The organism is Agrobacterium sp. OT33, assembly GCF_017313365.1.
Lineage (GTDB): Bacteria > Pseudomonadota > Alphaproteobacteria > Rhizobiales > Rhizobiaceae > Agrobacterium > Agrobacterium rhizogenes_A.
Map to the genome: position 1 here is coordinate 17,110 of NZ_JAFLMZ010000011.1, position 14,508 is coordinate 31,617.

Below are 14,508 nucleotides of genomic sequence, written 5' to 3' on the forward strand. Positions count from 1 at the left end.
CCTTTTCCCCGCAGGGATGAGCTTCGTTTCATGTTAAAACAGGGTTTAAGACAGGCTTTGCTCGAAATCGGCAAAGTCAAATTCACGAACGGCGCGAACGGTGCCGTCCAGTTCCTTGATGGCGATCGCCGGCATCTTCACGCCGTTGAACCAGTTCTTCTTGACCATGGTATAGCCGGCCGCATCCTGGAAGGAGATGCGGTCGCCGACCTTCAATTCCTTGTCGAAGCGGAAATCGCCGAAAATATCGCCGGCAAGGCAGGACTTGCCGCAGACCATATAGGGATGCTCGCCCTCGTTCGGCGAAACCTTGGCGGTTTCGCGATAGATCAGCAGATCGAGCATATGGGCTTCGATGGAACTGTCGACGATGGCCAGATTCTTGCCGTTGAACAGCGTGTCGAGAACCGTCACTTCCAGCGTCGTGCTCTTCGTAATCGAGGCTTCGCCCGGCTCCAGATAGACCTGCACGCCGTATTTTTCCGAAAACGCCGCCAATCGGTCGCAGAACTGGTCGAGCGGATAATTGTCACCGGTGAAGTGGATGCCACCGCCGAGGCTCACCCATTCGGCGCGCGACAGCAGCGATCCGAACTTTTCCTCGATCTGCGTCAACATCCGGTCGAACAGGGAGAAATCGCCGTTTTCGCAATTGTTGTGGATCATGAAGCCGGAAATGCGGTCCATGACCTTGTCGACCTTGGCCACGTCCCATTCGCCCAGCCGGCTGAACGGGCGCGCGGGATCGGCAAGATCGAAGCTTGAGGAGCTGACCTGCGGGTTGAGGCGCAGACCGCGTGTGATGCCGGAAGCCTTGTCGGCGAAACGCTCCAGCTGACCGATCGAATTGAAGATGATCTTGTCGGCATTCGCGATCACCTCGTCGATTTCATAATCGGCATAGGCGACGGAATAGGCATGGGTCTCGCCGCCGAATTTCTCGCGGCCGAGACGCACCTCGTAAAGCGAGGACGAGGTGGTGCCATCCATATATTGCGACATGAAATCGAACACCGACCATGTGGCGAAGCACTTCAGCGCCAGCAGCGCCTTGGCGCCGGATTTTTCCCGCACATAGGCAATCTTCTCCATGTTGCGAAGAAGTTTTGTCTTGTCGATGAGGTAATAGGGCGTCTGGAGCATGTCGTTTCACATATTGATTGAAGTCAAGGTACGTCTCGATGATGGGCCTTATAGGATGCTTGTGACAGGAAAACAAATGTCCGGCACCGAATTCCCGGAAAATCGCCCCCGAGCCGAAATGCCTGTGAAGAAAACACCTCCCCTTGCGGAACCAAGCCGGCATGGGTGCGTTTGAATGGCGGACAGGCGGGTGTTCAGCCGCCGTAACGAAGGTTCGCGAGCGGCGGCAGTCTGTAACATGCCGCCATTCCCATCAACGATGTTCAGGAAGGACTTCACCTATGGCAAGCGTGCGTAGCAGCGTGAATGACAAGATCCAGCAATCCCTCGAAAACGGTGATGCGGCCGATGTGGCAGCGCAGCTCGCCCAGCTTCGCGAAGATCTGGCAAATCTTGCCAAGAGCGTGAAGGCGCTCGGCGTCGGAGCATCGCACGAACTGAAGGCGCAGGCAGCCCGGGTGGCCGATGATGCGCTCACCGCTTCCGGAGAGATGGCCGACAGCGTCCGCAGCGAAATCTCCACGCTGAACGACAATCTGACAGACCACGTCCAGAAAAATCCGCTCCAGTCCCTCGGCATCGCCGTCGGCGTCGGTTTCGTGCTTGCCCTTCTCACACGTCGATAAGGCGGCCGCTCATGCTTGAGGCATTGCTGGTCTATCTGGGAGACACCCAGCGCGAAGGACGCGTGGTCACACGGCGCCTGCGCGCCACCATCATCCTCTGGGTGTTGACCGCGGTCTTTTTCCTGATCGCCTTTGTGGCCGCGGTGGTGGCGGGGTCCATTTACCTCGCGCATCATGTCGGGGCTGGCCCGGCGGCGCTGGTCGTTGCAGGCTCGGCCTTCCTGCTTGGCGTCATCATGCTGGTGGCGCTGGCGATCGTTAAACGCCCGAAAGCCTATGCCGCAAGACCGGTCGCGCCGCTGACGGCCGCTGCTCCGCTAACGGCAGCGCCTCTGGCCCTGCAGTCGCTGCTGACCCTTGCCATTCAGGCACGGCCCTATGCAACGCTCGCCGTGGCTGTCGCTGCCGGTTTTCTGGCCACCAGGGTCAATACGAAAAAGCCCAAGTAACTTCTTGGCGGCATGACAGGGCAAACCGCGCATCCACAGCATGGATGCGCGGTTTTTTTTATGTTACCGGCGAAGGATAGATTGGTTGATGGCATCCTGCGCCACGCCGCCCTTATTTGAACAAAGTGACATACAGTCTCGGCGCGTCCGTAATTTTCTGAAAGGCGATTGATGAAGAAGAAAGTCCTTGTCGTCGGCGGTGCCGGCTATATCGGTTCGCACACCTGCCTTCTCCTGTCTGAGCGAGGATATGAACCGGTCGTTTTCGACAATCTGTCCAACGGGCATGAGGAATTCGTCCGCTGGGGGCCCTTCGAACAGGGCGATATCCGCGACCGGGCGCGGCTCGACGAAGTCTTCGCCAAACACCGGCCGGAAGCCGTTCTGCACTTCGCCGCGCTGATCGAAGTCGGCGAATCGGTCAAGCAGCCCGTCGCCTTCTACGACAACAACGTCATCGGCTCGCTCAACCTGCTCTCGGCCGCCATCGATGCCGGCGTCACCGCCTTCGTGTTTTCCTCCACCTGCGCCACCTACGGACTGCCGGAACAGGTGCCGATCGACGAGACGCACCGGCAGGCGCCGATCAACCCCTATGGCCGCACCAAATGGGTGGTGGAGCAGGCGCTGAAGGACTACAGCACCTATAAGGGGCTGCGTTCGGTCATGCTGCGCTACTTCAATGCCGCGGGCGCGGATTTCGAAGGCCGGATCGGCGAATGGCACAAGCCCGAAACCCATGCGATCCCGCTGGCCATCGAGGCGGCTCTCGGACGGCGTCAGGGCTTCAAGGTGTTCGGCACGGATTACGACACGCGCGACGGCACCTGTGTGCGTGACTACATTCACATTCTCGACCTTGCCGATGCGCATGTGCGGGCGGTGGATTATCTGCTCGCCGGCGGCGAAACCGTGGAACTCAATCTCGGCACCGGCACCGGCACCACGGTAAAGGAACTGCTGGCAGCAATATCCGAGGTTTCCGGCCGCCCCTTCCCGGTCGAATATACCGGGCGGCGCGACGGCGATTCCACCACCCTTGTCGCCAATAATGACAAGGCGAGAGAAGTTCTCGGGTGGGAACCGCGTTATTCGCTGTCGGATATCATCAGATCCGCCTGGGCATGGCATTCCTCGCGCAACGCCGGAGATTGAGCAGCCCGCAGGCCAAAACAGAAAGACACCGGCCGAGGGCCGGTGTCTCCCGCGGGACGGCTTTTAAGAGCCCGGTCCCGCTCCTGCCTCCCAGGTATGGGATCAAGGCTTGGTCGCGGATGTCGTCGTGCTGTCGGGCGCCGCCGGAGTTGCCGCATTCTTCTCGCTGGCCTTCTGTTCCAGCGTCTTGAATTCAGGCGCAGCCTTCAGCGTTTCCGCCGTTTCCGTGGTCGTCAGACGGATGGTACCGTCCTGCGCATTGCGGGTCATCGTCACCTTGTCCATCGGCACGGCCACATCCTTTGCACCGATGCCGAGGAAACCGCCGACACCGATCACGGCCGCGACGAGGCCGCCATCTTCTTCCATGATGAGATTGGTGACGTTACCTATGCTCTCATCGGCTGCGGTGTAGACCGACTTGCCGATATAGTCATTGGCGCTGATCTGGGTTTCGCCCTGCTCGGTTATATAGGCGCCGCCGGTGGTCGTGGCAGCGCTGTCATTGGCCGAAGGGGCGGCAGGCGTCATCGGAGTTGCAGGCGGCGTTGCCGGCTCTGTCTGCGCGCCCGGATTTGCCGGTGCGGGCTGGGTGGTGCCCTGAGCGATGGCCAGCGGCGCGAAAGCCGTCGTGCCCATCAGGGCGGCGGTGACGAGTATCGTGAGTTTCTTTGTCATTTCGTACCTTCCTTTCATCGTTCTCAACTGGCCGGGCGATGATTGATTTTACTTTCGCTCCCGGGCCGGTTCGTTTTGCAAACGGGCTCGTCGTTGAAATAGTTCCGATTTTTTCGGGTCACGCCGATGCAATTGTCGCGTGTTGCAACAACCGAAGGTAAAAAACAGGCATTGCTAACGGGGGACAGCGCGCTATTATCCCTGCCGTAACAATGCCATAACTGCCGGAGTTTTTTGTATGCCTCCACCCGGCGACAGACTGAAAGACATGATCTCGGCTTTGCGTCGGCGCAGCGCGAATTTTTTCCCGACCGCCTCAATCGGCACCTATCTGGTGGTGATGGCAACCGTCATCACCCTGCCGCTGATTCTTTTCGTCGGCTATCTGATGCTGCGGCTTGAAGCCGAAAAACGCGACGACCTGCAGAGGGAAACCATCGAGGATGTCCGGGTCGTCAGCCGCAACATCGACCGTCGCCTGCAGGAAATGGCCACCTCGCTCAACCTGCTGTCGCAGTTTCCCGAGCTTGAGAGCGGCAATCTCGCGGCGTTTCAGGGGCGTGTCGCCGAAAGCCTGAAAAGGGAGGGCCTTTACGCCCTTCTTGCCACCAAGGACGGCCAGCAGCGCCTCAACACCCGGCTGCCCTATGGCCAGCCTCTCGGCAAGGTGCCGGCCGAGGCAAATCTGGCCAAGGCGATCGATTCCGGCCGTATCACCGTTTCCGACATGTTTTTCGGCTCCACCAGCAAGGAATGGGTATTCAACGTCACCATGCCGCTCGATCCGGACCTCGGATCAGCCGGCGACGCGCTGATCCTGACGCAGAATGCCAGCGATCTCAGCCGGCTCATTCCCACGGAAAACCTGCCGCGCAACTGGGCGGTCGCCATCATCGACGGCACCAACCGCGTCGTCGTTTCCAGCGCACAGGATGAGGCGGAAGTGGGCAAGCCCTTTGTCAACCCCGCCATACTTTCGGAAATGCAGGCCTTCAGCGGCAATTTTTTCGATGGCAAGGGCAATCTCTATGCCTATGCGCAATTGCCGGGCTGGCAATGGAAGACCGTGATGTGGGGACCGCTGGCCGCAAGCCAGGCGGCGCTGATCGACACCTGGCGGCAGATGATGATCGGCAGCCTTGTGCTGGTGCTGATCGCCATCGGCGGCGCCTATCTGGTCGGGCGGCAATTGCGCAGCTCCATCCGCGATCTGACCCACATGGCCGAGCGTATCGGTGAAGGCGAGATCGTGGCCCCCGTCGATACCAAGATAAAGGAGGCCAACCAGGTCGCCATCGCGCTTTCCAACGCCTCATTCGACAGGAGCCAGTCGGAAGAGCGGCTGCAACTGCTGCTGCACGAACTGGTTCACCGCTCCAAGAACATCCTGACGCTGGTTCAGGCGATGATACGGCAACTGGGCCGGGAAAATAAAAGCATTCCGGAGTTCCAAAAGGAGGTCGACCACCGCCTGCGCGGTCTCGGCATGTCCATCCGCGCACTGGCGGAGGTTCAGTGGCAGGGCCTGCCGATCCGCAAGCTGATCGAGACCCATCTCGACGTTTTCGGCACCGTGGCCGAACGTGTCGTGCTGGCGGGAGAGGATTTCATGCTTTCGCCGGAAGCGGCGCAGAATTTCGGGCTCGTGGTGCATGAGCTGACGACGAACTCCATCAAATATGGCGCCCTTTCGGTTCCGGCCGGAAAGATAATTGTAAGCTGGAAGCCGCTCGAAAAAGACGGTCGGCAGATGCTGCATCTCGTCTGGACGGAAACAGGCGGGCCACCCGCGACCGAGCCGAGCCGCAAGGGTTTCGGTACCACCGTCATCAAACGACATGCGGAAGGCGCGTTCGGCGGGCATGTGACGACGGAATATCGCGACACCGGTTTTGAATGGTCTCTGGAAGCGCCGATGCGCTATTTCGCCCCCAAGCGGCCCGAGCAGACGCATTGAGGCGTCCTCTCGCGGGCCGCTTGAATTTGGCCCCTGAATTTGGCGATTGTCAAAAAAAATGCATTTTCCGGGAACCGAATGCGGCAGTGCGCATTTTTACTGCAGGCCAAGCGATTCCCCCGTCCCCGCCTGAAGCTTGGCTGAATATAAACGGGTTTCGCCCCTGAAAACCCGTCATAAAATAGCACGGCTCTCCTATGGGCCGTGCTTTTTTATTATGGTCCTGCGCTATGGGAGACGGGCGCCCGGCATCATCCACGCCCCGCAATTCTGTCAGGAATCCGCGCCGTCACCCGAAGGGAACTTCAGGCGGTAGACGATCCGCTCCGGTGTCAGCTGGTATTCGGCGCTCCCTCCGAGGGCGGAAGGCACCACCTTTTCCAGCACCACGCTGCCGAAGCTGCCGCGCCGGACCTCCACCGGTTCCTTCGACGGCATCATAGGCTCGTTCCACTCGACGATATAAAAATCGCCGTCCTGCCGACACTGAAGAGAGATCGGCGGATGATAGGCGAGATTGCCACTGTGGCTGACGGTATTGACCACCAGTTCGTGAAAGGCGAGCCCGATATAAAGCGCCCCGTTCGGGTTGAGCAGAAGGTTCTCGCCTTCCATGTGGATGAGGTTGGGATATTCCGGCACATAGAGATCGAATTGCTGCCGCAGAAGCTCGAATATGCGCGCGCCGCGCCAGTCCGAATCCGTGATGAGATCCTGGCTCTGGGCAAGCGCGTGCAGCCGGCCCCGGAACTTGCGCAAAAAATCATCCTTGGTGAGGCTGAATCGGGCCGTCTGGCCCGCAAGGCTCTGGATGATCGCCAAAAGGTTCTTGGAGCGGTGGCTGACCTCGCGCAGCAGTGAGCGCAAAAGCTGCTCGCGCCGCCTTTCCGCCGTCACTTCGCGAATGGTGGTTTTCATCACCATCTGGTTTGACTGATTGAAGGTCGAATGGACCTGGAACTGGAAGACACGGTCCTTGCCGGCATTGACTTCCAGCATGCCACGGCTGCCCGCCGTCACCATATCCTTTTTCAGCTCGGCAAGCCGGACCGACAGGTCATTGCCGAACAGAATTTCATCGGTGGGATGGGAATCGGCTGGCAGCTTCCAGACATCGGGAAGATTGGCAACGAATATATAGTCGCGGTTCCAGTCCTGGAGCAGGACTGTCTCACCCGAATCGAGCAAGGCAAGGATAAGCGAATCGTGCAGCTCGCCCTCGTCCCTCTCCGCGTTATGCCATGCCAGCCGATGCAAATTCGTCTCCTTGCAGAAAGCCGCGGGTCAAGCCCACGACCGTAACCGCCAACGCCCGGGGACCGTACTGGTTCCCGGCCCGCCCGCAGTTTCGGCAAATTTCACGCTGCGACGCGAGAGCTTTCGTTGAAAAACAGGGCCTGGCTGATAAGCGCTTTCACCATGTCCGGATTGAAGGGTTTCGTCACAAGGAATGTCGGCTCGGGCCGCTCGCCCGTCAAAAGACGCTCGGGGAAGGCCGTGATGAAGATGACCGGGAGGGTGGTCATCTGCAGGATGTCCTTCATCGCGTCGAGACCGGAACTGCCGTCCGCAAGCTGAATATCGGCAAGGATCATTTTCGGCTGGGTGCGGTGGAAAAGGTCGAGCGCCTCGGTATGCGTGCGGGCGATGCCCGTGACACGGTGGCCGAGATCGGTGACCATCTGTTCGATATCCATGGCGATGAGGGGTTCATCCTCGATGATCATGATATCGGTCGCGACCTGGCGGGCGATTTCGGAAGCCGCTTCGTCGATCAGTCCGCCGACCTGGTCTTCCGACACTTTCAGAACCTCAGCGGCCTCCGAAGGCGTGAATTCCTCGACCGTCGTCAGCAGGAAGGCCTGACGGGCAAGCGGCGGCACGGCGGAGAGGTTCGCGGAAGCGCGCTTTTCCCATCCCGACAGGTTTTCGTCGGCCTTAATATTGATCGTGACGGAACTAAAGATCGATACGAACAATTGATAGAGCGAAACGCGATCGCTGGTTGTCTGCGGGAAGATGCTGATATCGGCGATCAGAGCTTCGAGTGTTGCCGCAACATAGGCATCGCCCGTGGATTGTGAGCCGCAAACGGCACGCGCGAACCTGCGCAGATATGGCAGGTGCGGTGCGATGCGTGTAGAAACTGACATGGAATTCTCCCCTTTCATGCGGTCTGCAACGCAAACCCAAGATAGCAACGTGCGCATCGCAAAAAAAGTTCCGGGCCGCCGGAACTATTTTTTTCACCGCGCATTCTTTGCCACGACACAAAAGGAATACCGGACGTTATGAGCATATTTCAATCGGACCAAGACCAGCCGGATAATTCGGCCGCCCCCCAGGTTCCGCACTCCGGGCGGGCGGTGATTTCCCGCAAGCTCAGGGAGCTTTATGATGCCGTTCAGGATGAAGGCATCCCTGACAAATTCCTCGACCTTCTCGAAAAACTCGATGAAGCCGAAAGCAAAGCCAAAATGAAGGCTTCGGAGGAATGATGGCGAAAGAGCCGGAGCAGACAGAATACAATTTCAAGCGGGAAATGCTGGCGGCGCTGCCGAACCTGCGCGCCTTCGCGATTTCGCTCATCCGCTCGCGGGACCGTGCCGACGACCTCGTGCAGGACACGATCATGAAGGCATGGGCGAAACAGGACAGCTACCAGCCGGGCACCAATATGCGGGCATGGCTGGTGACAATCCTGCGCAACGAATTCTACAGCCAGATCCGCAAGTCGGGACGTGAAGTGCAGGATACGGATGGGGTCTATACGTCGCGCCTTTCAGTGCCGCCGGAACAGCATGGTTCCGTGGACCTTCAGGATTTCCGCGCCGCGCTCGCAAAGCTGCCGGATGACCAGCGGGAAGCGATCCTGCTGATCGGCGCCTCGGGTTTTGCCTATGAGGAAGCCGCCGAGATTTGCGGTTGCCCTGTCGGCACGATCAAGAGCCGCGTCAGCCGCGCAAGACTGCGCCTGCAGGAATTGCTCGGCATCGAAAACGAAAACGAATTCGGTCCGGACGCGCAGATGAGCGCGGTCACCGCCGCCGCCACGGCGCGCTGAGAGCGCTGAATTCGAACAGTGGCGAACGGGCAGGCCTGCGTCTGCCCGTTAAAACGATGACAAAGGCCGCAAACCTCTCCTCCGTCATGCCGGACTTGATCCGGTATCCAGCCACGGCGCGTCTGCGCCGTGAAAGGACTCTCTCGCGATCAATGACTTGATCGCACTGGACCCCGGATCTAGTTCGGGGTGACGGTGTGCGGATGATACGGCGAGCGCGCGCCAACCACTGTCTCCGTGTTACCCCTTCAGATACCCGTTTCCTTGACCGATTGCATGACCACGAAGGTGGAGGTATTTGCGACCGATGGCAGGCTCGAGATCTTCTCACCGAGCACCCTTCGGTACTTGCGGATATCGCTGGTGCGCACCTTCAGGAGATAATCGAAGGCGCCGGCGATCATGTGGCACTCCTCCACCTCCTTGATCTTGCGCACCGCCGCGTTGAACTCCTCCAGCGCCTTTTCGCGCGTATCGGAAAGCTTTACCTCGGCGAAGGCGATGTGATCGACACCGAGCTTCTGCGGATTGAGCATGGCGCGGAAGCCGAGAATATAGCCCTCATCCACCAGCCGCTTCAGCCGTGTCTGGCAGGGCGTCTTGGAAAGGCCGACCCTTTTCGAAAGCTGCAGCACGGACATGCGCCCGTCTTCGCTCAGCGCCTCGAGGATCTTGAGATCGAAGTGATCCAAATCATCTGTTTTTTGACTATTAGCCATGCGATTTTACGCCATATCTCAAAAATAAAAGTTCATATTGCCTGTTTTATCCTGAAAATAGGGCCATAGCAATTTCTGCGGTGATGATATTGTCTGCCACAGGATGACAAGCGGCGGGCGGAGGACACGCGGCCGCCGAAGGTCTGTCTTCAACAGCGTTTTCAGGATTTTCAGAATGGCCGATGGTGCAAGCAACGCCGGTGTAGTGGCGAACGGTATCTTCCAGAATTTTGCGCCGCCGGTGCGCGAGCAGAGCCTGCTGCGCAAGGCGATCACCGCCGCCTATCGCCGCCCGGAGGAAGAATGCCTGGCGCCGCTGATCGAGGCGGCGACGGTGACGGCTGAGGAGGCGAAAGCCATTCGCGACACCGCCCGCAAACTGATCGAGGCTCTGCGCGCCAAGACCAGGGGCACCGGCGTCGAAGGGCTGGTGCAGGAATATTCGCTTTCCAGCCATGAGGGCGTGGCGCTGATGTGCCTTGCCGAAGCGCTGCTGCGCATTCCCGACACCGCCACCCGCGATGCGCTGATCCGCGACAAGATCGCGCGCGGTGACTGGAAGTCCCATATTGGCGGCGGGCGCTCGCTCTTCGTCAACGCCGCCACCTGGGGCCTCGTCATCACCGGCAAGCTGACCTCGACGGTCAATGACAGCGGCCTTTCGGCGGCGCTGACCAAGCTGATCGCCCGCGCCGGCGAACCCGTCATCCGCCGTGGCGTCGATATGGCCATGCGCATGATGGGCGAGCAATTCGTGACCGGCGAAACAATCGGCGAGGCGATCAAGCGTTCGAAGCCACTGGAAGAGCAAGGCTTCCAATATTCCTACGACATGCTGGGCGAAGCCGCGACCACCGCCAAGGATGCGGAGCGTTATTACAAGGACTACGAAAACGCCATCCACGCCATCGGCAAGGCGTCTGCCGGCCGTGGCATCTATGGCGGCCCGGGCATTTCCATCAAGCTTTCGGCGCTGCATCCGCGTTACGCCCGCGCGCAGGCTGAGCGCGTGATGGCGGAGCTTCTGCCGCGCGTCAAATCGCTGATGCTGCTCAGCAAGAAATACGATATCGGCCTCAACATCGATGCGGAAGAAGCCGACCGGCTGGAACTGTCGCTCGATCTTCTGGAGGAGCTGGCGCTAGACAGGGACCTCGCCGGCTGGAACGGCCTCGGTTTCGTGGTGCAGGCCTATGGCCGCCGCTGCCCCTTCGTTCTGGATTACATCATCGATCTCGCCCGTCGCTCGGGCCGCCGCATCATGGTGCGTCTCGTCAAGGGCGCCTATTGGGATGCTGAAATCAAGCGCGCGCAGGTGGAGGGGCTGGAAGACTTCCCGGTCTTCACCCGCAAGGTGCACACCGATGTTTCCTACATTGCCTGCGCCCGCAAGCTGCTCGACGCGCGCGATCTGGTCTTCCCGCAATTTGCGACCCATAACGCGCAATCCATGGCGACGATCTACCATCTCGCCGGCCCCGGCTTCAAACTCGGCGACTATGAGTTCCAGTGCCTGCATGGCATGGGCGAACCGCTTTACAGCGAAGTCGTCGGCAAGAAGAAGCTTGACCGGCCGTGCCGTTTCTACGCTCCCGTCGGCACCCATGAGACGCTGCTGGCCTATCTCGTCCGCCGCCTGCTGGAAAACGGTGCGAACTCTTCCTTCGTCAACCGCATTGCCGATCCCGCCGTGCCGGTGGATTCGCTGCTGGAAGACCCGGTCGTCGTGGTCAAGGCCTATACCGTACCCGGCGCGCGTCACGACCGCATCGCCGCACCCGAAGGCCTGTTCGGCCCGGAACGGAAAAATTCCGCTGGCCTCGATCTTTCCAGCGAAACGACGCTCGCCGCATTGGACAAAACCCTGAAGGCTGGTGCTGCGACGGAGTGGAAAGCGTCGGCACCGCAGGCAGGTGGCAACACGCGCCCGGTTCTCAACCCCGGCGACCACAATGATATCGTCGGCCATGTGAGCGAGCCGACTGAAGACGATGTCGAAACGGCCATGCAGCGGGCAGCGGCCTCAAGCTGGCCCTCCACCCCGGTGGAAGAACGCGCCGCCTGCCTGGAGCGGGCCGCTGACGCCATGCAGGCGGAAATGCCCGCCCTGCTCGGCCTCATCATGCGCGAGGCGGGAAAATCCATGCCGAACGCCATTGCCGAGGTGCGCGAGGCCATCGACTTCCTGCGTTATTACGCGGCGGAAGCCCGCAGGAACTTCAAGACCGGAGAAACCCCGCTCGGCCCGGTCGTCTGCATCAGCCCATGGAATTTCCCGCTCGCCATCTTCATCGGTCAGGTGACGGCGGCGCTGGTTGCCGGCAATCCGGTTCTGGCAAAACCCGCCGAAGAAACGCCGCTGATCGCGGCGCAGGGCGTGCGCCTGCTGCATGAGGCCGGCGTTCAGCAGGATGCCGTGCAGCTTCTGCCGGGCGACGGCAAGACGGGTGCCGCACTTGTTGGCTCAGCCCTTACAGCCGGTGTGATGTTCACGGGCTCGACGGAAGTGGCGCGGCTCATTCAGGGCCAGCTTGCCGGCCGGGTTCTCGCCAATGGCCAGCCGGTGCCGCTGATTGCCGAAACCGGCGGCCAGAACGCCATGATCGTCGATTCCTCCGCACTTGCCGAGCAGGTCGTCGCCGATGTCATCGCATCCGCTTTCGACAGCGCCGGCCAGCGCTGCTCGGCATTGCGCATCCTCTGCCTGCAGGAAGATGTGGCGGACCGCACGCTGACCATGCTGAAAGGCGCGCTGCATGAATTGCGCATCGGCCGCACCGACAGGCTTTCCGTCGATGTCGGCCCCGTCATTACCGCCGAGGCGAAGGGCATCATCGAAAAGCACATCGAGGGCATGCGCGGGCTCGGCCATCGCATCGAACAGATCACGCTTGCCGGCGAAACCGGCAAGGGCACCTTCGTGCCGCCGACCATCATCGAGATGAAATCGCTCGCCGATCTGAAACGCGAAGTCTTCGGTCCGGTGCTGCACGTCATCCGCTTCAAGCGCGACAATCTCGACCGGCTGATCGATGAGATCAACGCCACCGGTTACGGCCTGACCTTCGGCCTGCATACCCGTCTTGACGATACGATCCAGCATGTGCTGTCACGCGTCGCGGCCGGCAATCTTTATGTGAACCGCAACATCATCGGCGCGGTCGTCGGCGTGCAGCCCTTTGGCGGACGCGGCCTTTCCGGCACCGGCCCCAAGGCCGGCGGTCCGCTCTATCTCGGCCGCATGACACAGGTTGCCCCAAAGATAGACCGGGTTGCGAGCCAGCAGGATCAGGCCGCGGTCGATCTTGCCCGCTGGCTGGATGAAAACGGCGAAACCGTTGCGGCCGAAGCCGCACGACAGACGGCAGTTCTTTCCGGCCTCGGCTTCGAAACCGAGCTGGCGGGTCCCGTCGGCGAGCGCAATGTCTATGCGCTGCATCCGCGTGGAAAGGTTCTGCTGGTTCCGGCGACCGAACAGGGGCTTTACCGCCAGCTTGCGGCAGCGCTCGCGACCGGAAACGCTGTTGTCATCGACAATGCTTCGGGACTGGAAAAGTCGATCTATGGCTTGCCGGCAACCGTGACCTCTCGCATCGTCTGGGCGGATGACTGGTCGAAGTCCGGTCCCTTCGCCGGCGCGCTGGTCGAGGGCGATGCGGAGCGTATCGTGGCCGTCAATAAAAAGATCGCCGCCCTGCCCGGCCCGCTGGTTCTCGTTCAGGCCGCGACGACGGAAGTGCTTTCCGGGGAAAGCCAGCCCTATAATCTCGACTGGCTGGTCGAAGAAGTCTCCGTCAGCGTCAACACCACGGCCGCCGGCGGCAATGCCAGCCTGATGAGCATTGGTTAAAACAGGTTCCGGCGGGGTCTCGGCCCTGCCGGTTCATGCCTCATCCGTTGCTGTCGCCACGGCCGAAGAGCTGGTTCAGAACCTGCTCTTCCAGCCTTGCGAATTCCGCCGTGCCATGACGGCGCGGACGCGGCAGTTTCACATCGAGATCGAGCGCGATGCGCCCTTCATCGATGACGACAATGCGATCCGCAAGCGCCACGGCCTCCGAGACGTCATGGGTGACGAGAACGGCGGTGAATTTCTGCTTGCGCCAGATACGTTCCAGCAGAAGCTGCATTTCAATGCGGGTGAGCGCATCGAGCGCGCCAAGCGGTTCGTCCAGCGCCAGAATCTGCGGATGGGCCACCAGCGCGCGCGCCAGGGCCACGCGCTGTTTCTGGCCGCCGGAGAGCACATAGGGCCATTCGCCAGCCCGGTCCTTCAGTCCCACCTCGTCGAGAATGGCAAGCGCCTGTTCCTGCGCCGCCTCGCCCTTGGCGATGCCGGTCAGCCCCACGGAGACGTTGCTCGCGATACGCTCCCACGGCAGAAGGCGCGGCTCCTGAAACATCATGCGGGTGCGGCTCGATACATCCTTCGAGACGGTTCCGGTCGTCGGCGTGTCGAGGCCGGCCAGAATACGTAAAAGCGTGCTCTTGCCACAGCCGCTCTTGCCGATGATGGCCAGAAACTCGCCTTCCCGCACATCGAGATCGATGCCGCGCAGAACCGGTTTGTCGCCGAAGCTCTTCACCACATTGCGGAAGCTGAAGGCGACCTTGCCTTCGGTCGTTTTCTCGCCTTGTTCGATTTTCCCCTGCGACGGGAGGGATGGCGAGGCATCCGGGCGTCTCAGCGTCGTCACATTGCCGGTCGACATGGGTT

13 protein-coding genes are annotated in these 14,508 nt (G+C 60.6%); 7 read left to right on the forward strand and 6 right to left on the reverse strand.

Annotated elements, in window-relative coordinates; genetic code table 11:
• Positions 1-45: 45 nt before the first annotated feature.
• A complete protein-coding gene (gene nspC, locus JZX88_RS23000) occupies positions 46-1,143 on the reverse strand; it encodes a carboxynorspermidine decarboxylase (RefSeq protein ID WP_065116391.1) in 1,098 nt (365 codons plus the stop codon).
• Positions 1,144-1,424: 281 nt separating this feature from the next.
• On the opposite strand from nspC, the gene JZX88_RS23005 reads away from it, so the two are divergent.
• From JZX88_RS23005 to galE, 3 genes are all read left to right on the forward strand, one after another.
• Positions 1,425-1,769 (forward strand): YqjD family protein, encoded by a 345-nt coding sequence (locus JZX88_RS23005; protein ID WP_020009943.1) that lies wholly within the window; start codon positions 1,425-1,427, stop codon positions 1,767-1,769.
• An 11-nt stretch (positions 1,770-1,780) separates the two neighbouring features.
• A complete protein-coding gene (locus JZX88_RS23010) occupies positions 1,781-2,218 on the forward strand; it encodes a hypothetical protein (RefSeq protein WP_065116390.1) in 438 nt (145 codons plus the stop codon).
• Positions 2,219-2,389: 171 nt separating this feature from the next.
• Positions 2,390-3,373 carry a UDP-glucose 4-epimerase GalE gene (gene galE, locus JZX88_RS23015; protein WP_142858717.1) on the forward strand — a complete coding sequence of 328 codons (984 nt, stop codon included), beginning with the start codon at positions 2,390-2,392 and terminating at the stop codon, positions 3,371-3,373.
• A 102-nt stretch (positions 3,374-3,475) separates the two neighbouring features.
• Here the strand turns inward: galE and JZX88_RS23020 are convergent, their stop codons facing one another.
• Positions 3,476-4,051 carry a PRC-barrel domain-containing protein gene (locus JZX88_RS23020; protein ID WP_110759153.1) on the reverse strand — a complete coding sequence of 192 codons (576 nt, stop codon included), beginning with the start codon at positions 4,049-4,051 and terminating at the stop codon, positions 3,476-3,478.
• 238 nt (positions 4,052-4,289) lie between these two features.
• Here JZX88_RS23020 and JZX88_RS23025 point away from each other — a divergent pair, with 238 nt between their 5' ends.
• Positions 4,290-6,008, forward strand: coding sequence for a sensor histidine kinase (locus tag JZX88_RS23025; RefSeq protein ID WP_206914866.1), 1,719 nt, complete (start codon positions 4,290-4,292; stop codon positions 6,006-6,008).
• A 273-nt stretch (positions 6,009-6,281) separates the two neighbouring features.
• Here JZX88_RS23025 and JZX88_RS23030 read toward each other — a convergent pair whose 3' ends face one another.
• Positions 6,282-7,265: a sensor histidine kinase gene (locus tag JZX88_RS23030; protein ID WP_206914867.1), complete on the reverse strand. Its 984-nt coding sequence runs from the start codon at positions 7,263-7,265 to the stop codon at positions 6,282-6,284.
• Between the two features lie 101 nt (positions 7,266-7,366).
• Positions 7,367-8,161, reverse strand: a complete 795-nt coding sequence (locus JZX88_RS23035) for a response regulator (protein WP_065116385.1) — start codon at positions 8,159-8,161, stop codon at positions 7,367-7,369.
• 138 nt (positions 8,162-8,299) lie between these two features.
• On the opposite strand from JZX88_RS23035, the gene JZX88_RS23040 reads away from it, so the two are divergent.
• Positions 8,300-8,506: a NepR family anti-sigma factor gene (locus tag JZX88_RS23040; RefSeq protein WP_065116384.1), complete on the forward strand. Its 207-nt coding sequence runs from the start codon at positions 8,300-8,302 to the stop codon at positions 8,504-8,506.
• Positions 8,506-9,072: an RNA polymerase sigma factor gene (locus JZX88_RS23045; RefSeq protein WP_003508744.1), complete on the forward strand. Its 567-nt coding sequence runs from the start codon at positions 8,506-8,508 to the stop codon at positions 9,070-9,072. The genes JZX88_RS23040 and JZX88_RS23045 overlap by 1 nt, the downstream gene beginning before the upstream one ends.
• A 248-nt stretch (positions 9,073-9,320) precedes the next feature.
• On the opposite strand, the gene JZX88_RS23050 is transcribed toward JZX88_RS23045, so the two are convergent.
• Positions 9,321-9,791 carry an Lrp/AsnC ligand binding domain-containing protein gene (locus JZX88_RS23050; protein ID WP_003522526.1) on the reverse strand — a complete coding sequence of 157 codons (471 nt, stop codon included), beginning with the start codon at positions 9,789-9,791 and terminating at the stop codon, positions 9,321-9,323.
• 175 nt (positions 9,792-9,966) lie between these two features.
• Between JZX88_RS23050 and putA the strand changes: the two genes are divergently transcribed.
• Complete coding sequence (gene putA / locus JZX88_RS23055; RefSeq protein ID WP_206914868.1) at positions 9,967-13,641, forward strand: trifunctional transcriptional regulator/proline dehydrogenase/L-glutamate gamma-semialdehyde dehydrogenase; 3,675 nt, start codon at positions 9,967-9,969, stop codon at positions 13,639-13,641.
• Between the two features lie 40 nt (positions 13,642-13,681).
• Here the strand turns inward: putA and JZX88_RS23060 are convergent, their stop codons facing one another.
• Entirely contained in the window at positions 13,682-14,503 is an 822-nt protein-coding gene (locus JZX88_RS23060) for an ABC transporter ATP-binding protein (protein ID WP_206914869.1), read from the reverse strand.
• Positions 14,504-14,508: the final 5 nt, after the last annotated feature.

Excerpts from the sequence above, each read along its gene's own strand:
- nspC (WP_065116391.1), bottom strand. The coding sequence starts at position 1,143 with ATGCTCCAGACGCCCTATTACCTCATCGACAAGACAAAACTTCTTCGC.
- JZX88_RS23005 (WP_020009943.1), top strand. The coding sequence starts at position 1,425 with ATGGCAAGCGTGCGTAGCAGCGTGAATGACAAGATCCAGCAATCCCTC.
- JZX88_RS23010 (WP_065116390.1), top strand. The coding sequence starts at position 1,781 with ATGCTTGAGGCATTGCTGGTCTATCTGGGAGACACCCAGCGCGAAGGA.
- galE (WP_142858717.1), top strand. The coding sequence starts at position 2,390 with ATGAAGAAGAAAGTCCTTGTCGTCGGCGGTGCCGGCTATATCGGTTCG.
- JZX88_RS23020 (WP_110759153.1), bottom strand. The coding sequence starts at position 4,051 with ATGACAAAGAAACTCACGATACTCGTCACCGCCGCCCTGATGGGCACG.
- JZX88_RS23025 (WP_206914866.1), top strand. The coding sequence starts at position 4,290 with ATGCCTCCACCCGGCGACAGACTGAAAGACATGATCTCGGCTTTGCGT.
- JZX88_RS23035 (WP_065116385.1), bottom strand. The coding sequence starts at position 8,161 with ATGTCAGTTTCTACACGCATCGCACCGCACCTGCCATATCTGCGCAGG.
- JZX88_RS23040 (WP_065116384.1), top strand. The coding sequence starts at position 8,300 with ATGAGCATATTTCAATCGGACCAAGACCAGCCGGATAATTCGGCCGCC.
- JZX88_RS23045 (WP_003508744.1), top strand. The coding sequence starts at position 8,506 with ATGGCGAAAGAGCCGGAGCAGACAGAATACAATTTCAAGCGGGAAATG.
- JZX88_RS23050 (WP_003522526.1), bottom strand. The coding sequence starts at position 9,791 with ATGGCTAATAGTCAAAAAACAGATGATTTGGATCACTTCGATCTCAAG.
- putA (WP_206914868.1), top strand. The coding sequence starts at position 9,967 with ATGGCCGATGGTGCAAGCAACGCCGGTGTAGTGGCGAACGGTATCTTC.
- JZX88_RS23060 (WP_206914869.1), bottom strand. The coding sequence starts at position 14,503 with ATGTCGACCGGCAATGTGACGACGCTGAGACGCCCGGATGCCTCGCCA.